The sequence below is a fragment of the Pararhizobium sp. LjRoot235 genome, assembly GCF_964254145.1.
Classification (GTDB): domain Bacteria; phylum Pseudomonadota; class Alphaproteobacteria; order Rhizobiales; family Rhizobiaceae; genus Pararhizobium.
Genome location: NZ_CAXUSP020000002.1, coordinates 722,905 through 748,555, shown reverse-complemented (window position 1 = coordinate 748,555; position 25,651 = coordinate 722,905). Strand labels below are relative to the sequence as shown.

The window sequence follows — 25,651 nt, the reverse complement described above, 5'->3', positions numbered from 1 at the left end:
TGAAAACTCGCAGCAGTCTCATGCCGCCGCCGAGCAGCTTGAGCGCTCGACGGCCGTAGTTTTTCGGGTCGGAAAGGGATCGGTCGATTATTCGAGGCCGATCTTCATCCATTTTTTTGAGAGCTTGTTGATTGTTCCGTCAGCCTTTGCGGCGCCGATCGCCTCATCGAACATCGCTTTCAGCTCGGTGTCGTCCTTGCGCAGGCCGGCAGCAATTCCTTGACCGAATACCCCGCCGGTGAAGGTTGGCCCAGCAATCGTGTAGTCCTTGAAATCCTCTTTCGAGAGCGTCGCGGTCAGCGATGTCTTTTGTGCCACGACAGCGTCGATTCGACCCGCCTGCAGATCGAGGTCGTGTTGCTCGACGGTCTTGTATTCGCGCTGGTCGACGACACCCTTGAAATAAGTGTCAAGGAAAGCCACGTTTGCCGTGGAGACCTGCGCGCCAACCGCCTTGCCTTTCAGCGCGTCGCGAAGGGGCTGCAATTCTTGTTCGACCTTTGTTTTGTCGCCTGCGAGGTCAATAGTCGTTCCGGTGCCGGGCAGATTTGCGAGCGGGCCAGACTTTTCAACCATCATGGCTGCCGCGGTTGGAGCGTAAGGCTCGCTGAAAGAGATGACGGCAAGGCGTTTCTCGGTGACGATCATCGATGCCATGATGGCATCGAACTTCTTGGCAGTCAGCGATGGGATGAGCCCGTCCCAGTCCTGCGCAACAATGTTGCATTTGATTTTCATGCGTGCGCAAAGATCATTGGCGAGATCGACTTCAAAGCCGGCAAGCTTCCCGTCGGGCCCGGTAAAGTTCCAGGGCTCGTAGGCGCCTTCAGTGGCAATGGTGATCTCGGTTGGCTTGCTCTGGGCATGGGCGCTGCTCGCAGCAACGGTGCCAAGAACGAGGCTGGCGAGTGCAAGTTTGCTTTTCTTCATTTTATTCCCCTTTTTGGTTTGCCGCTCGTTGTCGAGCGGCGGTTGCTTTTGATCAGCGTGAGGGCTCAATCCTTGCCGGACACGCGGATCCTTATCGCCTCTGCGGCAAGGCAGAGGAGTTCGAACAAAACTTGAGCGGCGGCGTGCGCCGTGTTTGTTGTCGGATCGTATTGAGGGGCGATCTCAACAACGTCACCGCCGACAATGTCGAGACCGGACAGACCGCGAAGGATGCCAAGCGCCTGCGTGGAGGTGAGCCCGCCGATTTCCGGTGTGCCGGTGCCCGAAGCAAATGCCGGATCCAGGGCGTCCACGTCAAAGCTGACATAGGTCGGGCCACCGCCCGCTATCGCGCGGGCTTTTTCGATCACCCGTTTGATGCCGAATTCCTCAACCTCCTCGGCGTGAATAACTGTCATTCCGGAGGCGTAGGAGAACTCCCAGAGATATTCCGAATTGCCGCGAATGCCGATCTGTATAGTCCGGCGGGGATCCAACACGCCGTCGAGTACGGCTTGTCGGAATGGACCGCCATGGTGAAACTTGCAGCCTTCAAACGAGCCGCTCGTATCGCAATGAGCATCGATGTGGATCATGCCAACCGGACGATCGCGACCAACGGCGCGAAGCAATGGCAGTCCTATCGAGTGATCACCGCCGACCGAGAGCGGCACGACCCCAGCCTCGACGATGCTGCGAACATACCGCTCTATATCCTCGTGCGAACTGGTCAGATCAAATCGGCTGCGAAAGGGCACATCACCCACATCTGCGACACGGACGTGCGCAGCGGGAACCGAGCGCAGCACGTGATCATAGGGCCCAACTCTCTCGACGTTGCGAACCGCGCGCGGACCGAAACGTGCGCCCGGGCGGTTCGTTACGCCTAGATCCAACGGGATCCCCAGAAGCGCGACATCGATGTCTGTAAAACGAGGAGCAGCATCTTGCCGAAGAGGGGCCTTCAGCAAAGTTGGAACGCCGCAATAGGGGGCCTGGCGGTTATCGCCTTCCCCGAAGACCAGGTCCGCAACTTTGCGAAACTCTGGATCGAAAATGTCAGCCCCGGATGCGTTCTCATACCGGGCACGGAGTTCCTCGATCGATAATATCTCCGGCATGCAAGTCCTCCGTTCGCCCTTATGCCCGTTCGGTTGTACCGATTGTCACTTGTCGACAAAATTCGATTGAATGTTGTGGGCAACATTGTATACATATTCGTATTCCGCTTGATCCTGCAAGAGGAAAAAAGATATCGTCTTCGCAGGGGCCTGTATTTTGGGTCTGGGGATGATGAAAGGGGATTGGCTTGACACTCAGTAAAAACGAGCCGCGCGGCTCGCTGCGTGAAACCACGTATGCTCAACTGAAGGATTTGATCCTTACCGGGCAACTCCGCCCATCCGAACGACTATCTGAAAATACGCTTGCAAAGAGGTTTGGGGTAAGCCGAACGCCACTTCGTGAAGCGCTGATGAAGCTCGAAGAGGAAGGTCTGGTCGTTGGCCAAAGAAACCTTGGCTACACAGTTTCGGATTTGGATATCACCGCGTTCTGCAATCTTTTGGTTGTCAGAGAGGCGCTCGATGTGTGTGCGGCCCGGCTCGCGTGCGCCACGGCGACGGACGAAGACCTCGACAGGCTCCGCGGCGTCATCGTGCAGATGGTCGAACTCAAGGAGAGCGCGAACGACACGCCTTCCGATGCGGCGCGAAACCTCGATCTCGGGCTCTACATCCACCGGGTAATCCTCGAGGCGACGCGCAACGATGCGCTCGTTCGGTTAAGCGACCAAGTGTATCAACAACTGCGGCTGGCGCTGTGGCTCGAGGTTCTCTGGGTGGATCTTGAGCACACCGATTTGGACGAACATCGTGCCATCTCTGATGCCATCTGCGCGCGCGATCCCGAGGCGGCCGAGGCGGCTGCGCGCGCGCACGTTCAGAGTTCACTCAAGAACATGTCAAAGCTCCAGCGTATTTGGGCGCATCGACGGGCTGCGGATTAACTCACCAGGCGCGGAGAGGCCAAGATACGAATGGAACTCATTCACAAATATGTGGCGCTTGTCGGGTTTGGTGAAATCGGTTGGGGTGCATTGCTCCTGAGTGCGGCGGCTATGACCCTGGGGGTCTCCGTTTGCGGTTTCCTGACGGGTACGATCCTTGGATCGGTCATCACGTTCATGCAACTATCGCGCTACGTTGTTCTGCGGTGGCTAGCAGATGGTTATACGACCATCCTGCGCGGTGTGCCGGATCTTCTTGTCATCTACCTGTTCTATTTCGGCGGGAGCGCATTTCTTGGGTATGTCGGCGGCCTCTTTGGCTACCAAGGCTTCATTGGCATGCCGGCGTTCCTTACCGGCACATTGGCTCTCGGCGTCGTTTCGGCGGCCTACCAATCCGAAGTGTTTCGCGGCGCTTTCAAGTCCGTTGCCGGCGGCGAGCTTGAGGCGGCGAGTGCTGTCGGGATGCGGCCTTGGCCGAAGTTTCGTCGCATCATCGCGCCGCTGGTTCTCCGCTACGCCATCCCTGGACTAGGCAATACCTGGCAGCTCGTGCTGAAGGAATCGGCGCTTATTTCCGTTACAGGACTAGTCGAACTTCTGCGTCAATCTCAGATCGCGGCCGGTTCGACCAGGCGACCTTTCGAGTTCTACCTGACCGCCGTCGTTCTATATCTCGTCATCACGTGGGCATCCTCGAACGTTTTCCGTCACTTGGAAACGAGAACCCTACGTGGCACCCGGAGGGCTTTGTAATGGACTTCGCCTTCATGTGGGAGACGTTTCTCACGCTGCTGCCAGGTCTCCCGCTCACATTGGAGCTTGCCGCGACATCCATTCTTGCCGGCGGTATCCTCGCTCTTGTCATTTCGCTCGTTGCGGTGGCCGGGGGGCCGATCGGCCGTGGTTTCACGCGGGGCTACGTTTTCGTCTTTCGAGGGTCGCCGCTGCTCGTACAGATGTTTTTGATCTACTACGGCCTTGGACAATTCCGGCCGCTGCTGCAGGAACTGGGGCTTTGGGTAATCTTTCGTGAGCCGTATTGGTGTGCAGTGATCGCACTGACGTTAAACACAGCGGCCTATACAAGCGAGATATTCCGCGGAGGATTACAGGCGGTTTCCGTTCAGCAGGTGGAGGCAGCCCGTGCCTGCGGCATGTCAGGCCCGCTGCTGTTCAGGCGCATCGTCTTGCCAATCGCCATTCGGCAGGCGCTTCCAGCCTATGGCAACGAAGTCATCTTGATGCTCAAGGCGACCGCGCTGGCGTCTGTCATCACCATCATGGAAGTCACTGGCCTTGCGGGAAAGCTGATTGCCGACAGCTTCCGCGCCTTTGAGGTCTTCATTGTCGCCGGTGCGATTTATCTCGCCGTTACCTTCCTCGTCACGCGGTTGCTGATGATCATCGAATTTTGGCTCTCGCCTCATCTTCGTATGAGGCCACCATCCTTGACATAAACGGGAGTGCGCATGTCTGACAGGGGAATATTTCTAACGGCCGACAATAAGAATGGCATGGCCGCCGTCTCAGTTAAGGATCTGCGTAAATGCTTTGGTCCACTTGAAGTTTTGAAAGGGATTTCCCTGGAAGCTCAGGAAGGCGACGTGATCTCGATTCTCGGCTCGTCCGGATCCGGAAAGTCGACGATGCTGAGATGCATCAACATGCTCGAAGTTCCCGATAGCGGTGAAATCCGCATTGGCGGCGAAATGTTCGCGCTGACGAGGGGGCGGCACAGGACCCAGCCGGCCGATCGGCGACAGGTTGACCGCCTTCGCGAACACATTGGAATGGTCTTCCAGAGCTTTAACCTCTGGTCTCACATGACGATACTTGAGAACGTGATCGAAGCACCCGTCCATGTGCAAAAGCGCAATCGAGCCGAATGCGTTGAAGAGGCGGAGGCTTTGCTTGAGCGGGTCGGTATCGCCGACAAAAGAAATTACTATCCAGCACACCTGTCCGGAGGGCAACAGCAACGGGCGGCAATCGCGCGTGCGCTCGCGCAGCGGCCAAAGGTCATGCTCTTCGACGAACCGACATCTGCACTTGATCCGGAGCTTGTTGGTGAAGTCCTGAAGGTCATGCGCTCTCTGGCCGAAGAAGGTCGAACGATGCTCGTCGTCACGCACGAGATGGCGTTTGCACGCGACGTATCCAATAGAGTTGTGTTTCTGCATAAAGGCGTCGTCGAGGAAGAAGGCGATCCTGGCGAAATTTTTCGGAACCCAAAATCCGACCGTTTCAAGCAGTTTTTGTCGAATGAACGGTAGCCTAAGCGCCAGCACAGGACGTTGCCAAGTCCAAACTCAGACGCGGTCTTTGGCCCGGGCAATCCATCCAACCTTCACTACGTTCGGTTCCAATTGAAACCAGGCATTGCGTAATGCCGCATGATGCCGGATCACTGGGCGTAAAGCTGACAGCGAAGTCCACCTGCTTACGCACGCGGAATTGGGTAAAAAGGCCGCAGCGTCGCCAATAACTATCCCATGGAAATGGCCGCATTCGGTTCCGTTGCGGTCATTTTCAACGTTTTGCCGGAAGCCTCGTCAGGCTGACGCTCCTGTTGGCGGTCGCTGTCCTTGGTTCCAGTCGTTTCAGGATCATCATGGCCGTTCGGAGCGCCCATGGGCTGAGGCGCTCCGAACGGCGCGGTTACTTCTGAATGCAGGTATCGACTGTATCCTTGGTGCACTCATCAAGACCTGTGAACACCGGATCTTCAACCGGCTTTCCGGCGATCAGGTCCGCCATCACTGAGGGTGCCTTGTAGCCCATTTCGAATGGCCGTTGGCCGACGAGTGCCGTCACCAGGCCTTCACGCGCGATCGCCACCTCGTCGCCGATCGTGTCGGCAGCGCCGATGACGAACTCGTTGCTGGCGATCTTTTCGGCCATGGGCTTGAACAGATCGCGATACGGCTGTGGCGCGCCGAACAGCGGCCAGCCGCCCATGATGCCGAAGGCGGCGAGATCGGGATTGGCGGCAAGGATGTCGGTCATCGCCTGGACGCCCTTCGCCCCGTCGTCATTGGTAAAGACCGGGCAGCCGGCGACCTCCGTCCAACCGCCTTCGCCCTTCAGTTCCGCCAGCCCCTTCTGCCCGGTCAGCGTATCGCGCATGCCTTGGGCGCGACGTAGAATGTTGTCAGCGCCCGGATTGCCTTCGATCGTGCAGATCTTGCCACCGTTTGGCTTGGCTTTCTTGATGTAGTCGCCGATGCGCGCGCCCATCAAGTAGTTGTCGGTGCCGAGATAGGTCTTGCGCAATGCAGAGTCCTCGGCGGCAAGATCCGCATCCAGCGTCATCACCGGAACCGTCGGATTGGCGGTCCTCAGCGTCTGGGCGATCAGCTTGGCGTTGGACGGCGAGATGGCGATCGCCGCGGTGTCGGCCTTGCCCAACATGTCCTGGACGATCTGCGCCTCTCCGGCCTCGTCAGAGGTCGAGGCTGGGCCGGTGTAGAAGCATTCGTATTCCGAGTCCGGGTTTTCCTTGTTCCATTTTTGGCAACCCTGGTTGATTGCCTCGAAGAACGGGTTATCGAGCCCCTTCACGACGATGACAAGCTGCTTTTTGGCCAGAGCCTGTCCGGCACAAAGCGCCATAACGGCAACGCTTAGCAATAGTATCTTCCTCATGCCTTCCTCCCTTGATACAGACGGGCACGGCGTGCCCGCCACATCAACCCGGATACCAGACGATGCGAGGGTCATCCTGTGAGCGCTCGTACTTCCAGGCCGAGTCGATAAGCAATTCCAGATCGTAGTCGGGTCGCCAATCCAGCAGGTACTTGGCCTTGCTGTTGTCCATCCAGTTCGAATGGAACTGGCTTGGTATATCGACCGAATCGAGGCCGCGGCTGCGGGCGAGGTAGCCGGCGACTTCACCGTAGTCGACAGGCTGGTCCATGCTGATGTTGAAGAGTTGCCGCTTCGCGCGTGGATTGTCGATGGCGGCCAATATGGCGCCGACCAAGTCATCGACATGCACAAAGTTGCGCTTCAGTGGACGCCCGTCGGCATCGCGCAGCAGTGGCACAGTGCCTTCGATGGCGTAACGTCTCGCGTCGGCTTCCGGAACGAGTGTTTTCCAGTCAGGCCCGCCGAACACATCATCGCCAAAGGACAACGTGTATTTGAAGTCATCCTTTTCCATGATCCACGGCGCACGCAGACAACAACCGTTCAAGTCATACTGGATACCGAACTGCTCCAGCATCACCTCTTCCAGTACCTTGGACAGGGCGTAGCTTCCCGGATAGGCGCTGTGCGGCGTGTCCTCGGTAATCGGTCCTTCGTGGCGATAGTAAAAATGACCAATCCCGGCATCGCCGCCGATGAGGATGAACTGGCGCGCGGTGGTGCTTAGGCGAAACGCCTCGAGCAGCCAGAAGAGGCCCTTGACCGTCACGTCCATGACGTCGGACGGCGTCTCCTTGCAGGTGGCGAGATGCACGACATGGGTAATGCCGGCAATTGCCGCAGTCGCGACAGCTCGATCGGCGACCGAACCGCGCATCACCTCAATCCGGTCGGTCTCATCGCACAGCCGGTTATGACAAAGGGCACGTATGCGCGCATTCGAAAATCGCGGATCGTCAAGCAGCCCAGCAATGAATCGCCGCCCGACCTTGCCCGTAGCACCGGTAACAAGGATAAGCATGCTCTCCTCCCGAAAACAGCTAATATCCGCGCGCTATGCACGTCAATGGATATTTATACTACAAATGAGACATGATGAGATATAGTTTGATCCATAGTACAATTGGTTGACGCTGCCGCGAGGTTTTGCGACTCTTCTCCTGGGAAGAAAATCGGGAAGGGGATGCGCGATGGCTCCACGGGCAAGTGCGGACTTCGGAGGCTAGAAGGCTGGTGGCAGTTCTCGAACTCACCAACATTTCCAAACATTTCGGCGCCATCCAGGCGGTCAATGATGTTTCGTTTGTGCTCGAGGCGGGCCAGGTGGTTGGCCTCATGGGCGACAACGGAGCCGGCAAATCCACCTTGGTCAAGATGATCGCCGGCAATTTTAGGCCGAGCCACGGAACCATGCATATGGACGGCCGAGAACTCGCCCTTCACCGCCCGGTGGAAGCGCGCCAGCATGGCATCGAGATTGTTCACCAGGATCTTGCACTGTGCAATAATCTGACTGCGGCCGCGAATGTGTTTCTGGGGCGCGAGTTGCGCCGCGGTGTCGGGGCTCTGAAGGTGCTGGATTATAAGGCTATGTATCGGCGGGCCGGCGAAATTTTCAGGGAGCTAAAGTCGGAGACGCGCCCGCGCGACCTCGTCAAGCAGATGTCGGGCGGCCAGCGACAGGCGGTCGCGATCGCCCGCACCATGCTCTCCGAAGCGAAGATCGTGCTCATGGACGAGCCAACAGCGGCCATCTCGGTGCGGCAGGTGGCGGAGGTGCTCAACCTGATCCGCCACTTGCGTGACCGAGGCATCGCCGTCATTCTGATCAGTCACCGCATGCCGGACGTCTTTGACGTCGCCGACCGCGTCATCGTGATGCGGCGCGGCAGGAAGGTCGCCGACAAGCCGATTGCGGCAAGTTCGCCTGAGGAAGTAACAGGGCTTATCACCGGCGCGATCGAACAGGTATGATCAAAGCAACCTAACGGTACCCCGCTGGAAACGAAGGTCGATGATGACAATTACCCTTGATCAGACGATCAAACAAAAGCAGCAGAACTGGCTCGGGGCGATGCTTGGCAGTCAGACGATCTGGATCTTGCTCTCTGTCATCCTCGCCTGCATTTTCCTCTCCTTCGCCACCGACTCCTTTGCCACGGCGAAGAACCTTTACAACATCACACGCAACGTCACTTTTGTTGCAATCATTGCGCTCGGCATGACGATCGTCATCATTACCGGCGGGATCGACTTGTCGGTGGGATCGGTGCTTTGCCTGTGCAGTATGGTGCTGGCGGTTGTCATGCATGCCGGCTACAGCATCGAGGTAGGCATCGCCGCTTCGATCGGCACGGCTCTTGTCGTCGGAGCGTTCAACGGCGTACTGATCGCCTATCTGGGCTTTCCGCCATTCGTCGTTACGCTCGGCATGCTTTCGATTGCCCGCAGTCTGGCGATGGTTGCGTCCAACAATACGGTCGTCTTCCAGTTCGGGCCGGATCACGACAAATTGCTGGCGTTGGGCGGCGGCGCATGGTTCTTCGGTATCGCAAACCCGGTCCTCTACATGATCGTGCTGGCGCTCCTCACCGGCTTCGTGCTGCGCTGGACCAGATTTGGCCGCTACGTCTTTGCTATCGGCGGCAATGAGCACGCTGCCACGCTCACCGGCGTTCCCGTGCAACGGATCAAGGTCGCGGTCTACATGATTTCCGCCCTGTCGGCGGGGGTCGCCGGCATCATTCAAACCGGCTGGCTCGGCGCCGTCACGACGAACATCGGTGCGGGAATGGAACTCCAGGTCATTGCCGCTGCCGTCATCGGCGGCGCCAATCTCGCCGGTGGCGTCGGTACCGCCTTCGGCGCGTTGATCGGGGCAGCATTGATCGAGGTGATCCGCAACAGTCTCGGCTTGCTGGGAATCAACGCCTTCTGGCAAGGCACATTTATCGGCGGCGCCATCGTGCTTGCCGTTCTCTTCGATCGGATTCGCAATTTCAGACAAAGTGAATAGGAGGGTACCGTCAAATCCTTGGCATCTCTCTTCACCCATAAGGTATCGGGCCGCAGGCGAACTGGTAATGCCGATTGTTTTTAAGAACACCCAAGCCAACGATTTGATGCGCTGCTTTGAGGTTTCTTCAAAGCAGCCGAGTGGCAACTGGCAACACACCAACCTTCTCGTCTGTAACAGCATTCGCGCCGCTACTCGACGAGTTGGTGAGCCGAGGTTCGCCTCTCATCGAGGCAGAACAACATCCGCACCGGGCCTTTTCATCGGGCCAAGACGCGCGATCCGTATACGAAAATGTCCGACTTCTTCTCGGACGCCTCCGCAATGGCTTCGCGGATCAGCTGACAACGCCACCTTGCCGCCTTAGCCAACGAACATTTCGCGCAGGCGAGCCCAAATGCCCTCCTGCCTGTCGACATGCTTTGCCCGGATATAGCGGGCGGTCGTCTCAGCGCTGACCGTCGCGCCGAAATGGCAGTAGCAGACGATTCTGTGCAATTGCCTGTCGGACAGTTCGAAAAACCGTTTCGCTTCTCCGTAGGTGTCGTTTTTCATCCCGGCGGCCCGAAGGACAGGATCGTTGAAGGCAACCGAGATCGCCGAGTTGTCGCAGTGCAGGGCAGCGCGCACGGCGTGCGGTTGATATTCGGTTTCGTGCAGCGTCGAGAGAAGCCGCTGCGGGTCTGCTTCGAGGAGTTCCGCCCAACGTTGCAGACGCTTGTCGCGCGGCATGACGTGATGAGGGTAATCCTGGTTGATCCTGGCAAGATTCTGCAGTTGTTCGAATTCATGGTGCTTCATTTCGCCCTCCATTGAACGATTGATGCTCCGGCCTTTCTTTCTTTCTTCAGCGTGACTCGGACGAGGGAATAAGTCCAATCACGATTGGCCTTGCGGAAGATTCGGACCGCCGCGAGTTGGCACCCCGCCAGTCACAGCAGCGTCCCGCGGGTAGGGTTCTGTTAACCATTCGGCGCCAGAATCAAGAGAAGCTTTGCTTTTCAGGAAAATGAGACCGCGTGGCTTCCGCTGTGCGCACCGACGCCTTTATAAATTATGTCGACCTTCCATCAGCCGAAAGAGCTATGTGACAGCCGAAAGCGCCGCCTGTCGGTGCGACGCCACTTGATCGTTGAAGACCTTTCATCCGGACGATGCAAAGTCCGCGCGGATGGTCAGAAAGCGCGAATATTATACAGAACGCGCACTTACTGTTCCGATCCGGGAAGGCCAGGTCTTTCTTTAAGGTTCCTTTAGCCAGCTTACCCCAATTTTGGCTCACCGAAAGTATGGAACGCCATATCCTGATGCTTTCGGGATTGCGTCGACGGCAAGATGTATCCGGCACCAAACGCGTTAAAAAAAGAAACGTGCAGTTTGAGGTGGCATCGAACAGGCGGGAGCGAGACGCTGGCATAACCACCGTCAAAAGGGGAGTGGAGCAAAGTTGAGCGTGACAAAGATGAGAGGGGGCGTGGCGCGATCATCTGGATCCAATTCCCGGCGAGGGTCACCGATAAGATGCTGAAATTATCGAACCCGCTGACCAAGCCGCTATCTTCCCTTGAAAGCTACATCAAATCCATCGGGCGAAACTATACCAAAGCCGTCGTGGTCATGAGTTTACTCATCGGCGCCACATATCTGACGGTTATGGTCGCCCTTGATCGTCATTCGCTCCAGCAGGACATCAGTTCCCTGACCAGCAGCCAGTTCATCCGTTTCCAGCAGCTCGCCAACCAAACGCGGGCGCTGATGCGAGCCTCGACCGATCCCAACATGCCGGAATACATTATCGCACCGATGATCGACGACATCCGCGAAGCCGTCACTGACATTCGAACCATGAGCGAACAACTGGAGGAACTCCACCGTCGCATCGGCCAGAATCTTCTCGAGAAGCTCACCCCTCGCGACGGGAGTTCCGAACTGTTGCGGGTCGACCTCAACCGACGCCTCGAAGACTTCCTCCGGCGTGCCGAAAAGGTGGCTGCCGCCAAGAACGAGGAACGGCGGCTACGCTATACCTTTTGGGGCCCGATCGACTTTGCCGTCTCTTCGGAAGGCACCCTGAACCGCCAGTTTAGCGACCTTATCCACCACGCTCACGATCGCAGCGAGATCAGCATCGACAACGCCAAGGTGATCAGCACCTCCCTTCTTGCGTTGATCGCGGCCACTCTCGCTCTGGCCAGCGCATTTTTGTTCAGCCCTCTTCTGAAGAAGTTGCGTAATGAGCACCGCCGGACGATGGATTTCGAGGATCAGCTGAAGCAACTTGCGCATACCGACGCGCTAACGGAGATTCACAATCGGTCTGCCTTTAGCGACACCCTCGGTAATCTGTTCAGTAAATTAAGGCAAAACGGCACCGGCTTTTCCGTACTGCTCGTGGACCTCGACCGTTTCAAAAGCATCAACGACGGCTTCGGACATCCGGCCGGTGACGCGGTGTTGCGTCACGTCGCGAGCGCGCTCCGGAGGGTCTTTCGCTCCGATGACTTTGTTGCCCGGTTGGGTGGCGACGAATTCGCAGTGCTCTTGCCCGGAATTTATGATGAAGCCGCGCTTGCGGGCATCGCCAACCGCGCCGTGGAAACGATCGCGGCGGATTTTCTCTTCGAGGGCCGCACCTTGCGGGTCTCGGCCAGCATCGGGGGCGCCGTCGCGCCCAATCATGCAACGGATGAGCCGAGCCTGATGCGTGTTGCCGACCTTGCGCTCTACACGGCCAAGAGCGGACGCAACACCGCCATCATATTCGACGAAGCGGCGCTGTCGCGGCGGCTGGAGGAAAACCAATTATCCCTCGCACTCATCGTTGCGGTCGATCGCAACGAATTCGTCGTGCACTACCAGCCGAAGGTCAATCTGCGGACGGGAGAGCACCTGGGTTTTGAGGCGCTCGTGCGCTGGCGCCATCCCAGCCTTGGCATACTGGCCCCGGGCCGCTTCCTCCCATTAATGGAAGGGCCGCATCTTATCCGCGGCATGACCCGTTCCGTGGCAAAAATCGTCGCCCGTGATCTGAGGGCCTGGAAAGACGCCCGGCTGGTACCCGGGCCGATCGCGATCAACCTGCCCGAGGCGCTTCTGGTCTGCGAGGATGGCCACGAGATGCTCGCCGAGGTCATTCGGGAAAACGGCCTCGACTGGCACGACTTCGCAGTAGAGGTGACTGAAGATGTCTTCCTCAATCGCAATGCGGAGCGGATCCTCGAGACGGTGACGCGCTTCCGCGAACACGGCCTTTCAGTCTCCCTCGACGACTTTGGAACCGGATTTGCGTCGCTGGTACACCTGCGTGACTTTCCCTTTGACGAACTGAAGATCGACCGCAGCTTCGTCGCGGACATAGGGACTGACACGCGCTCGGAGCAGATCGTTTGCGCCATGATCGACCTCTCCCGCAATCTTGGCAAACGCTGTGTCGCCGAAGGCATCGAGACCGACGCGCAGCGACGCTTCCTCGTCAACGCAGGCTGTGAGATCGGCCAGGGCTATTTCTTTGCCAAACCGCAACCCGCCGAGGTGGCGAGCGAGCGTCTGCCGAAGAGGCTCGCGGCCGCTGAGCCCGCGATGAGTGCTGCGGCCCGTCACATCCGCCGAACCGCCGGCTAGACGGCTGGGCGGACGGTACTTGATTTTTCTCAATTGAAAGGAAGACTCTGATGAAGAACAAGGCAAGCCAGTTTTGTTTCGCCGCGACTGTTGTGCTTGCGAATTTGTGCCAGGGACAGCCAGTGGCTGCCGAAGAGGGTATGGCAGTCGATGTCGTACATTATTGGGTCTCGAAAAGTGAATCGGCGGCGCTCGACATTTTTCGAAATGCGTGGGCCGCGGCCGGTCGGCAATGGGCCGATATGCCGGGCAGGAACAAGGTGGAGGTGCAAAGGATCGTCAGCGAGCGCGTTGCAAATGGATACGCACCGGCGGTCATGCAATGGAATGCCAATGAGGGCTCGCGCGAGCTTCCCGAAATGGGGATTGTGCTGGACATTGAAGAGGTGGCCCGGGATGACAATTGGCGCGACGTATTGCCTGCCACCGTGCTCGACCGCATTAGTTATGACGGCAAGATCTATTTCGCGCCGACCAACATCCACGCTGAGAACTGGCTCTGGACAAGCGAGGCTGTCTTCCGGGACTTGGGCTTGGCGACGCCGCAGACCTGGGACGAGATCTTCGCCGCTGCCGACAAGATCAAGGCGAGTGGCCGGCTGCCTGTCGCCATTGGCGGAGGCCCTTGGGAAATATCGCTGATTTTCAACAACATCATGTATCAGAAGCTTGGACCCGAGGGATATGCCCGCATCATCAGCGGCGACCAGGTCATGGCCACCGACCCGCGCATGATCGAAGCGCTGGAGATGCTGCGCCGCATCTCCCGTTATGTCGAGCCAAGCGCGGCGCGCGAGCAAAAGACGTGGGCGGATGCCACGGCGGCGGTCGGGCAGGGTGACGCCGGCATGCAGTTCATGGGCGACTGGGCAAAGGGTGAGCTGGTGGCTCGCGGTTACACTGTTGACAAGGACTTTGGTTGCAGCCTGGTACCCGGCACCGCCATTGCCTACTTTTTGGACATCGATGCCTTTGCCTTTCCGCTGACGAACCGCGAAGAAGCCGCTGAGGCGCAGCGGGCCTTCGCCCGCATGGTGCTCGACCGCGACAATCAGGTGGCCTTCAGCCGCATCAAGGGCTCTCTCCCGGCGCGCACCGACGTTGATCCAAGCGGGCTCGATCGCTGTGGCCAGCTCGGTTTGAAAATGATCGCTGAGAAGAAAGGCGGGGTTAGTGCCCAGTCCATGGCCATGCCGGCGCAGATGTCGGAAGGCTGGATCGGTGTTCTCACGGAATTTTTCAACGACCAGACCATCACGCCTCAGATGGCACAGCATCGGCTGCACGAGATCCTCGCGCAGCGTTGAAAAGGCTGGAGTCCGGATAGCGCACGTTCCGCAGGATAAGGAGAAAGATGACTGGGCTACCGCACCGCATTGAGGTTCGACATTGGTCGCGGCAATCTCGGGCGGTAAATGCTGCGGCCATGAAGGCCGCATGCCTGAAAGTGATACCCGCCCATCGATCTTGTCACCCGACGGGCGGTTTCAGTTTTGTCCGTCGTTCGTGATGGCCGCGAGGCCTTTAACCAGGCTGCAGGCATGGCGGGCGCGGTGCGCACTGATCTCCCAAGTCCCCTACTCGGCCACGCTGCGTTTCTTGGCCTCGCTCCAGCACATCTTGGCTGTCTCTGACGGCGTTTCTCCAAAGGCTTCATAGTAGGCCGCCGCAAAGCGGCCCATATGTGAAAACCCGCAGTTCCGTGCGATATCGGCAATAGACAGGGAATTGGCATCGTCCGCCAGGGCTTTTCGAGCGCCTTCGAGTCGGATTATCCGCAAATAATTCAACGGCGTGGTGGTTTTGAACTGCTGAAAAGAAGCTTGCAACGCCCGCACGCTGGTGCCGGCTTCGCGCGCGATATCCGCGACGGTTATCGCGCGCGATACGTTGGCATACATATACTCGATCGCTCTTTTCAATCGTCTGGGCACAGCGGGAGAAACCGGTCGTATCAGCCGCGGCATGTAGTTGTTCGGAACTACCTCCAGAAGCACGGTCATCATTGTCTGGAACAGACGCTCGATGGCGACCGGCGACAGCTGATCGGCATCATCGACGTCAAGGCAATTCCAGACAAGGGTTCCAAGGGCCGCCAACCGTGAGCCTTTCACCGTTGTAAGATCCACCGTGCTGGCAAATTCGATGCTGTCCGTGACTGGCCCGTCCAGCAGTTCGCTCAGTTGCTGTATTATTGCCGATTTTTCGAATGCCATGCCGATATGGCTCCGGTCTTCCTGCAGTACCAGCTTTTCGAAGCGCGAGATGTCACCAAAAAAGCCTGTCGTCGCCGTAGATACGACGCGGTGCCGGCCAACGTCTGTCTCCATGGCGCCCGAGAACGGGAGGTAGAGGACGTAGGCGTCTGGCGCACCGGCGAGCGCAACCTTCATGCCGGAATGGCATCTGCCGTTCCACACGCTGTAGCGCCCGGCGGCATAATGCCGGTCTTCGACAGAGATTCGTTGGCGCGGCTTGAAGAGCTCCACTTGGGCGGGGGTCTTTGCATCGTGCTCCGACATCTCGTCAGCATCGGCTTCCACGACATGGAAGGCAGAATGAGTAACGTACCTCATCAGAGCTCCAAAAAGAACGAGCCCCCTGGGAACTCGAGCGATACCTAAACCGGGCCGCATGGGGTGCAGACCGCCAACCTCCAATTATCATACGATTAAGTTGAGTTGAATATAGGCCCGCACGCATTATCGGCTGCAGCATCGGCCCATTTGCGCAACTTATATCCATAATAAGCGAAAAACATCATGAGGGGATGCGACGGCCGGCCAGCGAAACCGCATTGGTTCCGCGCGCTTGCAGATATCTGTCAGCGGCGCGCCTTCCTGAAGTCATTATCGCAACCGGGTGCCAGCCTCCATCTCCGATCCCTTCTCGGCCAGGAAACGTTTGAGACGATGTCAGATGCCGCTGACTTTGTCCGCAAGCAGAAAGAGCTGGAGCCGAAACGGAATCGGCGCGCATTTTTTTGCGCGGAACGGATATTGCTGCGTTATCTGGCCAGTACGGGCATATCATCGTTGACTGATGAATAAGCTTCATCGTGGATCATCGGCCTTCAACAAGCTGAAAAGGTCCCCGGGCGTAATGAAATCCACTCTTGCTTCTGGTGCAATCGCCCCGTTTCATGGATGAAGTCGATGATCGCCGACAGGCGGGGCAATGTCGCCATCTCGGCCGCGATCTGTACCGTGCCGATGGTCGTCGGCCTATGGCACGACGGCTCTCTCGATCGGCAGGACTCACCATCGAAATTCCCGAGGACCTGCGGGAAGAAGATGTGCAGATGATTGTGACGCGCGTCGAGTACAAGCTTGGCACGATTTTATCAGGCTGTCGGAAGCTTTACCGGAAACGGCGCCTACGCATATGAGCAGTATTTTCTGACACGCCCGCGTAACGGCGACACGATCGCCTACAACTAGAGGCCGATGCCGCTTATTGCCGACGCCGCCTCACGCCGATAGACACGTCGTCCAGAACCGGCACTGCAGCGAGCAAAAGCAAAATGACCGCGAGAGGCAGCGTCGCCGCGAAGCCGATATGTTTGAAACTCATTGCACCGATGACACCTCCGACAAAAAACAGTGTGACCAACGATGCCAGCAGTCTCAACTTGTTACGATCTGCCCGAACAAATGGCGCCTCCGGGCTACGCTGCGACACGTTCCAATAGAACAACTTGCCGAGTTCGATGCCCATGTCGGTGACCAGGCCGGTGATGTGCGTCGTCCGGATCCTCGCCTGCGACAGTTTGGTGATCATGGCGTTCTGTAACCCCATGATAAAGCACAAGAGCACGACAGTCGTCGGCACAAACAGTCCTTCCTGACGCGCAAGGTGGCCACCGAGCAGGCCGAAGCAGATCAGCAGGGCAGCTTCCAGGACGAGCGAAAACGCATACTCGCTCTGCAGACCTTGACGCCGTCCCCAGTTAACAAGCATCGCCGAACAGGCGGCTCCTGCGACAAATGACAACAGGGCACCCAACCCGGAAAGCACCAGCCCGATATCGCCGAGCGCCAGATTGTCGGCCATTGATGAAACTATGCCGGACATATGGGAGGTGTATTGCTGGACCGCCAGAAAACCACCGGCATTGGCCGCGCCTGCGACAAATGTCAAAAACCGTGCGAGGTGCCGGTCAGCCTTGTCGCTTCGTTCTCGTCCGGTCAGGCGGCGCAGATACGGGATCATGAGTGAACGCCGCCGCAGCACGCGGATCGGCTGGGACGAAGGAGGAAGTGCCAGCACGGGCTCATCGGGATTCCAAGATCGAAAGAGAGAGAGAGAGAGAGAGAGAGAGAGAGAGAGCCACGTCCCCTGATCTAACCAGGTTCGCCCGAAGGCGTCCCTGCGCGCCGGAACCGAACGCCGCGTCCGCCACCGTCGTTGTGCGTGTATTCACTGAGCAGTTCGATACCGGCCCGATTGAGCGCTTCGATGACTTTGGTAAGGCTGTCGACGATCCCTCGCACATTGCCGAGGCTCGCTTCCATTCGCTGGATCGTCGGCAGCGAAACACCGGCCATCTCGGCCATGGTTTTCTGGTCGATATCAAGGAGTGCGCGGGCGGCACGAAGCTGGGCGGCGGTGATCATCAGGTATTCCGTGTCAGTCTATAAGGAGTCATGTTTCGACTATTATCATTGACATATAAAACATCAATATAAAGTGAAAATACTTGATTATCGTCGCGACGTAGGCCCTCCCATATCCGCATGCTCGAGCAATGCCAGCAGACCTTTAAGGATATCTGCCGGTGGCGGCGGGCAACCTGGAATATGGAGATCGACCGGTATGACCGTCGAAACGCCGCCAACGACAGCATAGCTATCGGCAAAGCAGCCGCCATCGCGCGCGCAGCTACCCAACGCGACCACCCATTTCGGATGAGGTGTGGCATCATATGTCCGTTCCAAAGCTTCGCGCATGTTCTTGGTCACCGGTCCAGTAACCAGAAGTACATCTGCGTGCCGCGGCGAAGCGACGAAGCGGATCCCGAAGCGCTCGATGTCGTAGAATGCATTGTTAAGAGCGTGCATCTCCAGTTCGCAGCCATTGCACGAGCCGGCATCGACGGCGCGGATCGACAGGCTGTGGCCGAGATGCCGGCGGGCAGCTTTGTCAACGGCAGCAGCGAGCTCATCCATTGCGGCGTCCGAGCGAGGCGGAGCTCGCTCGGTCAGGGGCACTCGGATCAGACTTTCAAGGAGGAGTTTGCGCATGATGGCCTGCCTTCAGAGATCATGACCGGAATAGGAGCAGTTGAAAGACTTGTTACAGAGCGGAAAGTCGGCGACGATGTTGCCTTCGATCGCAGCTTCCAGAAGCGGCCATTGGAACCAGGACGGGTCGCGCATATGGCAGCGGTCGATCCTGCCGTTTTTGCCGAGGCGGAGCCAGATCAGCACATCGCCGCGAAAACCTTCAACAAGAGCCAGACCTTCGCGTGTCTCACCAATGTCCAAGATTTCGGTGCGCACCGGACCAGCTGGCAGCTGGCCCAGGATCTGCTCGATGAGCGATAGGCTCTGTTCGACCTCGCGAATGCGAATCCATACGCGGGCATTGACATCGCCCTCGCTGAGCACCGGAATATCAAAGACGAGGCTGTCATAGGGCGGGTAGCAAAGCGCGCGCCGCACGTCGAAACTGCGCCCGGACGCCCGCCCGATAAAGCCGCCAGCACCGTACTGGCGGGCAAGCTCCGGCCTGAGCATGCCGGTGCCAACGGTCCGGTCCTGAAGTGATGCGGTATTGTCATAGAGCTCGACCAAAGCCGGGAACTTCTGGCGGATCTCTGCAACCAGGGACAGCAAGGCGACGATCCCGTCATCCTCCAAGTCGGTGGTGACGCCGCCGGGCTTGACGCGGTCGCGCATCAGGCGGTGGCCGAACGCGGTGTCGGCGGCGCGCAGTATGCGCTCGCGCAGCACGCCGCAATGCGTATGCATGAGTGGAAACGCAGCGTCGTTGCAGACAGCGCCGATGTCGCCGATATGGTTGGCGAGCCGTTCGAGCTCGGCCATCAGCGCGCGCAGCCAGGCGGCCCGCGTTGGAACCTCGAGCTGGACGGCGGCCTCGACCGCCCGCGAAAAAGCGAAAGCATAGGCAACTGTGCTGTCGCCGGACGTGCGCCCAGCAAGTTGCACCGCCCGGTCGAGGCTTGCTCCTGCCATGAGCGCCTCTATCCCCTTATGAACATATCCGAGCCGTTCTTCGAGACGGACGATCGTCTCGCCGTAGGCGGTGAATCGAAAATGCCCCGGCTCGATGACGCCGGCATGCACCGGACCGACAGGAATCTGATGCAGGCTTTCGCCCTCGGCGCGCAGGAATTCGTAAGGCGCCGCCTTGATCACCGGCGCCGCGCGATCTGCCAACGGAAACCGCATGTCCCAGCGACCGTGATCGAGCCATGGACGCGCGTCAGGTAAGCCCTGTGGTTCCAATCCGACCAGATCACGGATCGCGCGTTCCAGGCGCAACGCCGGCGGATGGTGCTGTGCGACAGAGGGGTAGCTGCCTTCCAATCCCTCCAGGCTGATGATGCCGATCGCGCCCGCCGGCTTTTCAAGCAGCGCCATGTGCACGGCATTCGTTTCGCCCCAGAGACCGAGCAGGGTCCAATGTTCCTCTGCAAGCGCCAGGGCTGCGGAGGTCCAGGTTGTCGGATCGACGACAGTGCGTGGCCAGGGATGATGGTCGTCTACGGGGCGGCCTTCCAGGATCAGATCGGTCAGCGCTGGCATTGCTGAGGTTCCCATTATCCAAGAAGGTTGGCGATATGCTGGAACCAGGAGACCAGCGGCGGTGGCAGGTAGATACCGGCGCCCAGCACCAAGGCGAGGTGGGAATACATCGGTATGTAGGACGCTTCGGCCGGCGCGGTACTGCCGCGCGGCTGGCCAAAGGCGACGCCGGTGAGGCGCAGCAACAATGCGCCAAAGGCGATCAAAAGTCCGAGGACAAGCGGAATGGCAAGCAATGGTTGGCGCGCAAATGTCGAGGTCACGACGAGGAACTCGCTCATGAAAATCCCCAGGGGCGGCAACCCGGCAATGGCAACGACGCCGATCACCAAGCCCCAACCGAGCCCTGGATGGGTCTCGGTGAGGCCGCGGATGCTGGAGAGTCTCTGCGTTCCTTTGATCTGTGCGATATGGCCGACAGCGTAGAAAATCGCCGATTTGGTCAGCGAATGCATCACCATATGCAGCAGCCCGGCGAAATTGGCGATCGGTCCGCCCATGCCGAAGGCAAAGACAATGATGCCCATGTGCTCGATCGAGGAGTAGGCAAACATGCGCTTGATGTCGCGGCGGCGGTAGAGCATGAAGGCGGCGAAGACCAATGACGTGAGCCCCATCGTCACCATCAATGGCCCGGGAGCAATCGTCTCAGGGCTGGCGGCGAGCAGGATCTTGAAGCGCAGCACAGCATAAAGCGCGACGTTCAGAAGAAGGCCGGAGAGCACGGCGGAGATCGGTGTCGGCCCTTCCGCATGCGCGTCGGGTAGCCAGGCGTGCAAGGGGGCGAGGCCGACCTTCGTGCCATAGCCAAGCAGCAGAAACACGAACGCGACATTCAGGAGCGCCGGGTCGAAGGCGGCGGCATGCTTGACCAGAAGGCTCCAGACCATCGCATCATAGCCTTCACCAACTACCGGTTGTGCCGCCATGTAAACGAGGATAGTGCCGAAAAGTGCAAACGCGATGCCGACGCTGCCCAGAATGAAATACTTCCAGGCCGCTTCCAGCGCTTCATGCGTGCGATAGATGCCGACCATCAGTACGGTGGTCAGCGTTGCAAGCTCGACGGCGACCCACATCAGACCGATATTGTTCGACACAAATGCCAGATTCATGCCGAACATCATGATCTGATACATGGCGTGGTAAAATCGAAGGTTCGCGGGCGTCAGCCGGCCGGTCTCCAGCTCATGCGCAATGTAGCTGGCGCTGAACACGCTGGTGGTGAAACCGACGAAAGTATTGAGGATAATAAAGACGATGTTGAGATCGTCGATGAGCAGATACTGCCCTGGCGCTCGCCGCTCCGTCGTGAACAACGAAAGAGCGGCAATCAGGGTCAGCAGGCTCGCGAATACGTTCAGTCGCGCAGTCATTCGATAGCCGGGCAAGAGCGCCAGGAGGGCGGCCGCGGCAATCGGTATCAAAAGGGCGGCCGCCACGGGATCGAAAGGCAAGGCGGGCAGAAAGCTGCTCATCTTCGCCTCCTTCCCTTGAAATCATCGAGCGCGCGGACGTCGACCGTGTCGAACCGCTCGCGGATGCGAAACAGGAAAACGCCGATGACGATGAAGGCGATGAGGATAGAGAAGGCGACACTGATTTCCACCACCAGAGGCATGCCCTTGGCGCCGGTGGCGGCAAGCACCAGCCCGTTTTCGAGCGACATGAAGCCGACAACCTGGCTGACCGCGTTGCGGCGGGTAACCATTATCAGGAGCCCGAGCAGCAGAACCGACAATGCAAAGGCGAGATCCTCGCGCGCCAAAGGGTCTGCTTCAGGCGTCACCCGCAGCATCACCACCATCGCCAGCGCGACAAGCCCGAGGCCGGCGAGCATCGTCGGGCCGATGCCGACAACGGTTTCGATTTCGCGGTGAATGCCGAGTTGCCGGATCATGCGGTGGAGCACTACGGGAATGAGGATCGCCTTGAAGACGAGCGCGATCGCCGCCGTCACATAGAGATGCGGGGCGTCCTGGACAAATGCCTGCCAGGCCACGGACAGCGTGAGCACCAACGAATGCAGCGCGAAAACGTTGAGCAGCGCATAGAGACGGTCCTGGTACAGCATCATCATGCTGACCAGAACCAGGCCGCCGGCAAACAGATGAGCAATATCGAAGACAAGACCGTTCATCATAGACTCCTTGAGACGAACAGCAAAAGAGTTGCAAGCAGGCCAAGCATCAGGGCCGCACCAAGGAATTCGGGCACGCGGAAAACTCTCATCTTGGCGGTTGCCGTTTCAAACAGCGCAAGCAGTGTGCCGCCAACAGCAAGCTTGGCGAGATAGGCGAGCATGCCGAGCAGATGGGCTGCCAGACCGGCGTCCGGCGCCGCCAGTTTCCACGGCACGAACATGCAGGCGATCAGGGAGATATAGAGCAATAGCTTGAGAGATGCGGCCAGTTCTATCATCGCGAGATGGCGGCCGGAATATTCGAGCACCATTGCCTCATGTACCATGGTGAGTTCGAGATGGGTTGCCGGATTGTCGACGGGGATGCGGGCGTTTTCGGCGATCGCCACCATCGTAAGCGCGATGAGGGCAATGCCGAGCGAAACCCGCAACCCGACCTGCGGCGAGGTCATGAAGGTTGCGATGGTGGAAAGCTGGGTCGAGCCGGCGACAAGGGCGAGTGTGAATATGATGAGCAGCATCGCCGGCTCGGCCAGCGACGCGATCATCACCTCGCGGCTTGAGCCGATACCGCCGAAGCTGGTGCCGACATCCATGCCGGCGAGTGCCAGAAAGAAGCGGGCGCTGCCAAGCAGGGCAATGATGGCAATCAGATCCGCCGTCCAGCTGAACATGAGCCCGGTGGCGAAGGTGGGAATGATCGCCGCCGAAACCCAGGTCACGGCGAAAATCACATAAGGGGTCACCCGGAACAGCCAGGACGCATTCTCTGCCAGCACGACTTCCTTGCGCAGAAGCCGCAGGAGGTCGCGATAGGGCTGGATGACGGACGGCCCCCGCCGGCGCAGCAATCGCGCCTTGACCTTGCGTATGAAGCCGGTCAGGAGCGGCGCAAGCAACACGACCGCTGCCATCTGAAGAGCCTGGACGAAAAGCGCGGAAATCAAGACCATAGCGCCAGCACCAGGAGCAGGATGACGAGAGCGAGGAAGACCAAGCTCAGATAGCGCCGGATAGTAAGAAATTGCAGGTGGTTGAGCTTTTCGGCGGCAAACCCGACGGCGCCTGCGACCGGCATATAGAGGCCGTCCCAGATCAGATCGCGGGATGCAACGGTAAAACGAGCCGGGCGGAGATCGCCTGGTGCCGGCATCTCGACCCGCTCGCGTGTCTGGAAGACGAGCGTCCCGAAAACCCGACTGATAGGTTGGGCAAAGCTGCCGGCCGTATATTGTGTTGCGACGCCAGCGTCTGGAAAGCCGCAGTCCCAGGCGGGTGCCCGGCGCAACTGCCGCGAAGCAAATCGGTGAATGACATAGGCCGTAAGTGACGCTGACGACACTGTGAACAGGAATACCAGCAAGCCGTTGTAGGAGCTGCGGCTCTCGGCGATCGGCACGATCGACAGCCACGGTATGCTCATCTGCTCCGGCATTTTGTCGCCGATCAGCGAGCGTGTCACAGGTGCAAGACCGTCGATGATGACCCCGGGGAGAATGCCGGCGAGAAGGCAGAACACCGCCAACGTCAACATCGCTGCAAGCGAAAAGCGGTCGACCTCTCGCGCATGCTCGGCCACCTGGGTTCGTGGCCGGCCGAGGAAAATCACACCGAAAACCTTGACGAAACAGGCCGCCGCAAGTGCCGCCGACAATGCCAGCAAGCCCCCGACCGCCGGCACCATGATCTTGAGCCCCCACTGCGGCAGGTCGGGGCTCTGCAGGATGGCCTGGAAGGCCAGCCACTCCGAAATGAAGCCGTTGAACGGTGGCAGAGCGGAGATTGCCGCGCATCCAACAAGAAACGCGCAACTGGTGAGTGGCATGCGATGGATGAGGCCGCCTAGCTTCTCCATGTTCCGCTCGCCCGTCGCCGTCAGCACCGCGCCGGCGCCAAAGAAGAGCAGGCTCTTGAAGAACGAGTGGTTGAGAACATGGAACAGCGCGGCTGTGAGTGCCAACGCCGCCGCCAGGCGCATGTCATTCGCGGCAAAGGCAAGCGCAAGCCCCAGACTGACGAAGATCACGCCGATATTCTCGATGGTGCTGTAGGCAAGAAGCCGCTTGAGATCCTTCTCCATCAGCGCATGCAGGATGCCCAGGACCGCGGTTCCGCCGCCAAACAGCAGCACGACAACACTTGACCACGCCGTGGGTGTGCCAAGCAGGTCGAAGACAACCCTGATGAAGCCATAGACGGCGACCTTCGTCATGACACCGCTCATAAGGGCCGAGACATGGCTTGGCGCGGCCGGATGGGCCAACGGCAGCCAGACATGCAGCGGCACCAGCCCGGCCTTGGAGCCGGCGCCGAGCAACAGCAAAATGAGCACACTGCCGGCCGTAAACGGCGCATGCCCGGCAGCGCGCATAGCGGCGAAATCGTAGTTGCTCTGAGGACCAGCGAGGAGACCGAATGCGAGCAGGAGGGCCAGTGTGCCGAAGCTCGCCATGACTATATAGAGATAGCCTGCCTTCCGATTGTCGGCGTCTCGATGGTTCGCCATCACGAGTGCCCATGAGGCCAGCGACATGAATTCCCAGGAGAGCAGGAAGGTGAAGGCGTCGTCCGCCAGAATCACGAGGTTCATGCCGGCCAGAAAGGCAGGAAAGAACGGCAGGACCCTTTGTGGCGCGTGTTCATGACGGCCATAACCGAGGGCGTAGAGACTGGCCAGGACGCCGCCGAGATCGACGACCACGAGGAAGAAGGCGGCAAGCGTATCGAGCCGGAAATGCGCTCCCAGCCACGGCAAGCCGAGAGGAAGGATGAGCGTTGATTCCGCAGCCGGTGAAATCGCCGAGGCAAGCTGAATGAGCGAGGTCGCAAAAGCGATACTCGAAATAACGAAGCTTGTGCCGTAGATCACCTGTGTGGCCCGGATCGACCGCGCGACGAGGATCGCGACGACCGCCGTTCCCACAAAGGCCATCGCACATAACAGCATGACGACAGCCGGCATCATGGGCGCCCCCTTGGTCCGCGCACGGTGTCGGATAATTTCGAGGCTTTGCGTTGGAGGGGCTTGACGGTTGCCTTCAGCCGCACGCCGCGCCCACCGTCTTCGCTGACCGCTCCCTCGTTAATCACCTCGACGCCGGCGATCTCCAGGGCGGAGAGCAACCGCATGAGCGAGTCCACATTGCCGCGAACCACCTCGGCGCTTGCCTCCATGCGCTGGATGGTCGGCACAGAAACTCCCGCCAATTCGGCCAACTGCCGCTGGTCGATGCCGAGGAGGGCCCTGGCTGCCCGCAGCTGAGCGGCAGTAATCAAGATTCAACCATCGCTTATGTTAGTCAGGCTCTAATATTCAAAGTCTACGACCTCTTTATTGATGTTTCAAATCAATATTCCGATCGGCCAAGCAAAGATTTAAGACCGGTCGCAATGGCCGTGTGAACACGCTCTCCTGGACCGCGCCGGACGCGCCAATCCATGTGGTTTTCCTGAGGGAGCCACGGCAGCCACCCGCCGAGTCGGGAGCGACGGCGGCGAGGCGACTGGCTGTC

At 58.9% G+C, this 25,651-nt stretch carries 22 protein-coding genes and 1 pseudogene; 8 read left to right on the top strand and 15 right to left on the bottom strand.

Going from position 1 to position 25,651, the window contains the following annotated elements; genetic code table 11:
- Window positions 1-87: 87 nt before the first annotated feature.
- The gene (locus ACSQ2Z_RS24280; protein WP_436083764.1) at window positions 88-930 is read right to left on the bottom strand and encodes a lysine/arginine/ornithine ABC transporter substrate-binding protein; all 843 of its coding nucleotides are present in this window, start codon (window positions 928-930) and stop codon (window positions 88-90) included.
- A 65-nt stretch (window positions 931-995) separates the two neighbouring features.
- Entirely contained in the window at window positions 996-2,051 is a 1,056-nt protein-coding gene (gene speB, locus ACSQ2Z_RS24275) for an agmatinase (protein WP_436083763.1), read from the bottom strand.
- 188 nt (window positions 2,052-2,239) lie between these two features.
- On the opposite strand from speB, the gene ACSQ2Z_RS24270 reads away from it, so the two are divergent.
- From ACSQ2Z_RS24270 to ACSQ2Z_RS24255, 4 genes are read left to right on the top strand one after another with little or no spacing between them, the layout of a single operon-like run.
- Complete coding sequence (locus ACSQ2Z_RS24270) at window positions 2,240-2,938, top strand: GntR family transcriptional regulator (protein WP_436083762.1); 699 nt, start codon at window positions 2,240-2,242, stop codon at window positions 2,936-2,938.
- Between the two features lie 30 nt (window positions 2,939-2,968).
- Window positions 2,969-3,694, top strand: a complete 726-nt coding sequence (locus ACSQ2Z_RS24265; protein WP_436083761.1) for an ABC transporter permease — start codon at window positions 2,969-2,971, stop codon at window positions 3,692-3,694.
- A complete protein-coding gene (locus ACSQ2Z_RS24260; protein ID WP_436083760.1) occupies window positions 3,694-4,398 on the top strand; it encodes an ABC transporter permease in 705 nt (234 codons plus the stop codon). Before ACSQ2Z_RS24265 ends, ACSQ2Z_RS24260 begins: the two co-directional genes overlap by 1 nt.
- A gap of 12 nt (window positions 4,399-4,410) precedes the next feature.
- Window positions 4,411-5,214, top strand: coding sequence for an ABC transporter ATP-binding protein (locus ACSQ2Z_RS24255; RefSeq protein WP_436083759.1), 804 nt, complete (start codon window positions 4,411-4,413; stop codon window positions 5,212-5,214).
- 385 nt (window positions 5,215-5,599) lie between these two features.
- Here ACSQ2Z_RS24255 and ACSQ2Z_RS24250 read toward each other — a convergent pair whose 3' ends face one another.
- Together ACSQ2Z_RS24250 and ACSQ2Z_RS24245 are read right to left on the bottom strand one after the other, a co-directional pair.
- On the bottom strand, window positions 5,600-6,586 hold the full coding sequence (locus tag ACSQ2Z_RS24250; RefSeq protein WP_436083758.1) for a substrate-binding domain-containing protein: 987 nt from the start codon (window positions 6,584-6,586) through the stop codon (window positions 5,600-5,602).
- Between the two features lie 43 nt (window positions 6,587-6,629).
- Window positions 6,630-7,610: an NAD-dependent epimerase/dehydratase family protein gene (locus ACSQ2Z_RS24245; RefSeq protein WP_436083757.1), complete on the bottom strand. Its 981-nt coding sequence runs from the start codon at window positions 7,608-7,610 to the stop codon at window positions 6,630-6,632.
- A 185-nt stretch (window positions 7,611-7,795) separates the two neighbouring features.
- On the opposite strand from ACSQ2Z_RS24245, the gene ACSQ2Z_RS24240 reads away from it, so the two are divergent.
- Together ACSQ2Z_RS24240 and ACSQ2Z_RS24235 are read left to right on the top strand one after the other, a co-directional pair.
- Entirely contained in the window at window positions 7,796-8,563 is a 768-nt protein-coding gene (locus tag ACSQ2Z_RS24240) for an ATP-binding cassette domain-containing protein (protein ID WP_436083756.1), read from the top strand.
- A gap of 43 nt (window positions 8,564-8,606) precedes the next feature.
- Window positions 8,607-9,605, top strand: coding sequence for an ABC transporter permease (locus ACSQ2Z_RS24235; protein WP_436084142.1), 999 nt, complete (start codon window positions 8,607-8,609; stop codon window positions 9,603-9,605).
- 363 nt (window positions 9,606-9,968) lie between these two features.
- Here the strand turns inward: ACSQ2Z_RS24235 and ACSQ2Z_RS24230 are convergent, their stop codons facing one another.
- A complete protein-coding gene (locus tag ACSQ2Z_RS24230) occupies window positions 9,969-10,406 on the bottom strand; it encodes a hypothetical protein (RefSeq protein ID WP_436083755.1) in 438 nt (145 codons plus the stop codon).
- A gap of 720 nt (window positions 10,407-11,126) precedes the next feature.
- On the opposite strand from ACSQ2Z_RS24230, the gene ACSQ2Z_RS24225 reads away from it, so the two are divergent.
- Entirely contained in the window at window positions 11,127-13,226 is a 2,100-nt protein-coding gene (locus ACSQ2Z_RS24225) for a putative bifunctional diguanylate cyclase/phosphodiesterase (protein ID WP_436083754.1), read from the top strand.
- Window positions 13,227-13,276: 50 nt separating this feature from the next.
- Window positions 13,277-14,533 carry an ABC transporter substrate-binding protein gene (locus tag ACSQ2Z_RS24220; RefSeq protein ID WP_436083753.1) on the top strand — a complete coding sequence of 419 codons (1,257 nt, stop codon included), beginning with the start codon at window positions 13,277-13,279 and terminating at the stop codon, window positions 14,531-14,533.
- Window positions 14,534-14,803: 270 nt separating this feature from the next.
- On the opposite strand, the gene ACSQ2Z_RS24215 is transcribed toward ACSQ2Z_RS24220, so the two are convergent.
- The 10 genes and pseudogenes from ACSQ2Z_RS24215 to ACSQ2Z_RS24170 all read right to left on the bottom strand — a co-directional run bounded on the left by ACSQ2Z_RS24215 (window position 14,804) and on the right by ACSQ2Z_RS24170 (window position 25,415).
- Window positions 14,804-15,802, bottom strand: coding sequence for an AraC family transcriptional regulator (locus ACSQ2Z_RS24215; RefSeq protein WP_436084141.1), 999 nt, complete (start codon window positions 15,800-15,802; stop codon window positions 14,804-14,806).
- Window positions 15,803-16,688: 886 nt separating this feature from the next.
- Window positions 16,689-17,438: pseudogene (locus ACSQ2Z_RS24210) on the bottom strand (YoaK family protein); the annotation flags it as partial.
- 131 nt (window positions 17,439-17,569) lie between these two features.
- Entirely contained in the window at window positions 17,570-17,842 is a 273-nt protein-coding gene (locus tag ACSQ2Z_RS24205) for a helix-turn-helix domain-containing protein (RefSeq protein ID WP_436083752.1), read from the bottom strand.
- An 87-nt stretch (window positions 17,843-17,929) separates the two neighbouring features.
- Entirely contained in the window at window positions 17,930-18,469 is a 540-nt protein-coding gene (locus tag ACSQ2Z_RS24200) for an NADH-quinone oxidoreductase subunit B family protein (protein WP_436083751.1), read from the bottom strand.
- A gap of 12 nt (window positions 18,470-18,481) precedes the next feature.
- Complete coding sequence (locus tag ACSQ2Z_RS24195; protein WP_436083750.1) at window positions 18,482-19,996, bottom strand: NADH-quinone oxidoreductase subunit C; 1,515 nt, start codon at window positions 19,994-19,996, stop codon at window positions 18,482-18,484.
- A gap of 14 nt (window positions 19,997-20,010) precedes the next feature.
- Entirely contained in the window at window positions 20,011-21,474 is a 1,464-nt protein-coding gene (locus ACSQ2Z_RS24190) for a hydrogenase 4 subunit F (RefSeq protein WP_436083749.1), read from the bottom strand.
- A complete protein-coding gene (locus tag ACSQ2Z_RS24185) occupies window positions 21,471-22,136 on the bottom strand; it encodes a hydrogenase-4 component E (protein ID WP_436083748.1) in 666 nt (221 codons plus the stop codon). The genes ACSQ2Z_RS24190 and ACSQ2Z_RS24185 overlap by 4 nt, the downstream gene beginning before the upstream one ends.
- A complete protein-coding gene (locus ACSQ2Z_RS24180) occupies window positions 22,136-23,092 on the bottom strand; it encodes a respiratory chain complex I subunit 1 family protein (protein WP_436083747.1) in 957 nt (318 codons plus the stop codon). The genes ACSQ2Z_RS24185 and ACSQ2Z_RS24180 overlap by 1 nt, the downstream gene beginning before the upstream one ends.
- On the bottom strand, window positions 23,083-25,104 hold the full coding sequence (gene hyfB / locus ACSQ2Z_RS24175; protein ID WP_436083746.1) for a hydrogenase 4 subunit B: 2,022 nt from the start codon (window positions 25,102-25,104) through the stop codon (window positions 23,083-23,085). Before hyfB ends, ACSQ2Z_RS24180 begins: the two co-directional genes overlap by 10 nt.
- The gene (locus tag ACSQ2Z_RS24170; protein ID WP_436083745.1) at window positions 25,101-25,415 is read right to left on the bottom strand and encodes a helix-turn-helix domain-containing protein; all 315 of its coding nucleotides are present in this window, start codon (window positions 25,413-25,415) and stop codon (window positions 25,101-25,103) included. The genes hyfB and ACSQ2Z_RS24170 overlap by 4 nt, the downstream gene beginning before the upstream one ends.
- Window positions 25,416-25,651: the final 236 nt, after the last annotated feature.

Coding starts and splice junctions, on each gene's coding strand:
- ACSQ2Z_RS24280 (WP_436083764.1), bottom strand. CDS start 930: ATGAAGAAAAGCAAACTTGCACTCGCCAGCCTCGTTCTTGGCACCGTT.
- speB (WP_436083763.1), bottom strand. CDS start 2,051: ATGCCGGAGATATTATCGATCGAGGAACTCCGTGCCCGGTATGAGAAC.
- ACSQ2Z_RS24265 (WP_436083761.1), top strand. CDS start 2,969: ATGGAACTCATTCACAAATATGTGGCGCTTGTCGGGTTTGGTGAAATC.
- ACSQ2Z_RS24260 (WP_436083760.1), top strand. CDS start 3,694: ATGGACTTCGCCTTCATGTGGGAGACGTTTCTCACGCTGCTGCCAGGT.
- ACSQ2Z_RS24255 (WP_436083759.1), top strand. CDS start 4,411: ATGTCTGACAGGGGAATATTTCTAACGGCCGACAATAAGAATGGCATG.
- ACSQ2Z_RS24250 (WP_436083758.1), bottom strand. CDS start 6,586: ATGAGGAAGATACTATTGCTAAGCGTTGCCGTTATGGCGCTTTGTGCC.
- ACSQ2Z_RS24245 (WP_436083757.1), bottom strand. CDS start 7,610: ATGCTTATCCTTGTTACCGGTGCTACGGGCAAGGTCGGGCGGCGATTC.
- ACSQ2Z_RS24235 (WP_436084142.1), top strand. CDS start 8,607: ATGACAATTACCCTTGATCAGACGATCAAACAAAAGCAGCAGAACTGG.
- ACSQ2Z_RS24230 (WP_436083755.1), bottom strand. CDS start 10,406: ATGAAGCACCATGAATTCGAACAACTGCAGAATCTTGCCAGGATCAAC.
- ACSQ2Z_RS24225 (WP_436083754.1), top strand. CDS start 11,127: ATGCTGAAATTATCGAACCCGCTGACCAAGCCGCTATCTTCCCTTGAA.
- ACSQ2Z_RS24220 (WP_436083753.1), top strand. CDS start 13,277: ATGAAGAACAAGGCAAGCCAGTTTTGTTTCGCCGCGACTGTTGTGCTT.
- ACSQ2Z_RS24215 (WP_436084141.1), bottom strand. CDS start 15,802: ATGAGGTACGTTACTCATTCTGCCTTCCATGTCGTGGAAGCCGATGCT.
- ACSQ2Z_RS24205 (WP_436083752.1), bottom strand. CDS start 17,842: ATGATCACCGCCGCCCAGCTTCGTGCCGCCCGCGCACTCCTTGATATC.
- ACSQ2Z_RS24200 (WP_436083751.1), bottom strand. CDS start 18,469: ATGCGCAAACTCCTCCTTGAAAGTCTGATCCGAGTGCCCCTGACCGAG.
- ACSQ2Z_RS24195 (WP_436083750.1), bottom strand. CDS start 19,996: ATGCCAGCGCTGACCGATCTGATCCTGGAAGGCCGCCCCGTAGACGAC.
- ACSQ2Z_RS24190 (WP_436083749.1), bottom strand. CDS start 21,474: ATGAGCAGCTTTCTGCCCGCCTTGCCTTTCGATCCCGTGGCGGCCGCC.
- ACSQ2Z_RS24185 (WP_436083748.1), bottom strand. CDS start 22,136: ATGAACGGTCTTGTCTTCGATATTGCTCATCTGTTTGCCGGCGGCCTG.
- ACSQ2Z_RS24180 (WP_436083747.1), bottom strand. CDS start 23,092: ATGGTCTTGATTTCCGCGCTTTTCGTCCAGGCTCTTCAGATGGCAGCG.
- hyfB (WP_436083746.1), bottom strand. CDS start 25,104: ATGATGCCGGCTGTCGTCATGCTGTTATGTGCGATGGCCTTTGTGGGA.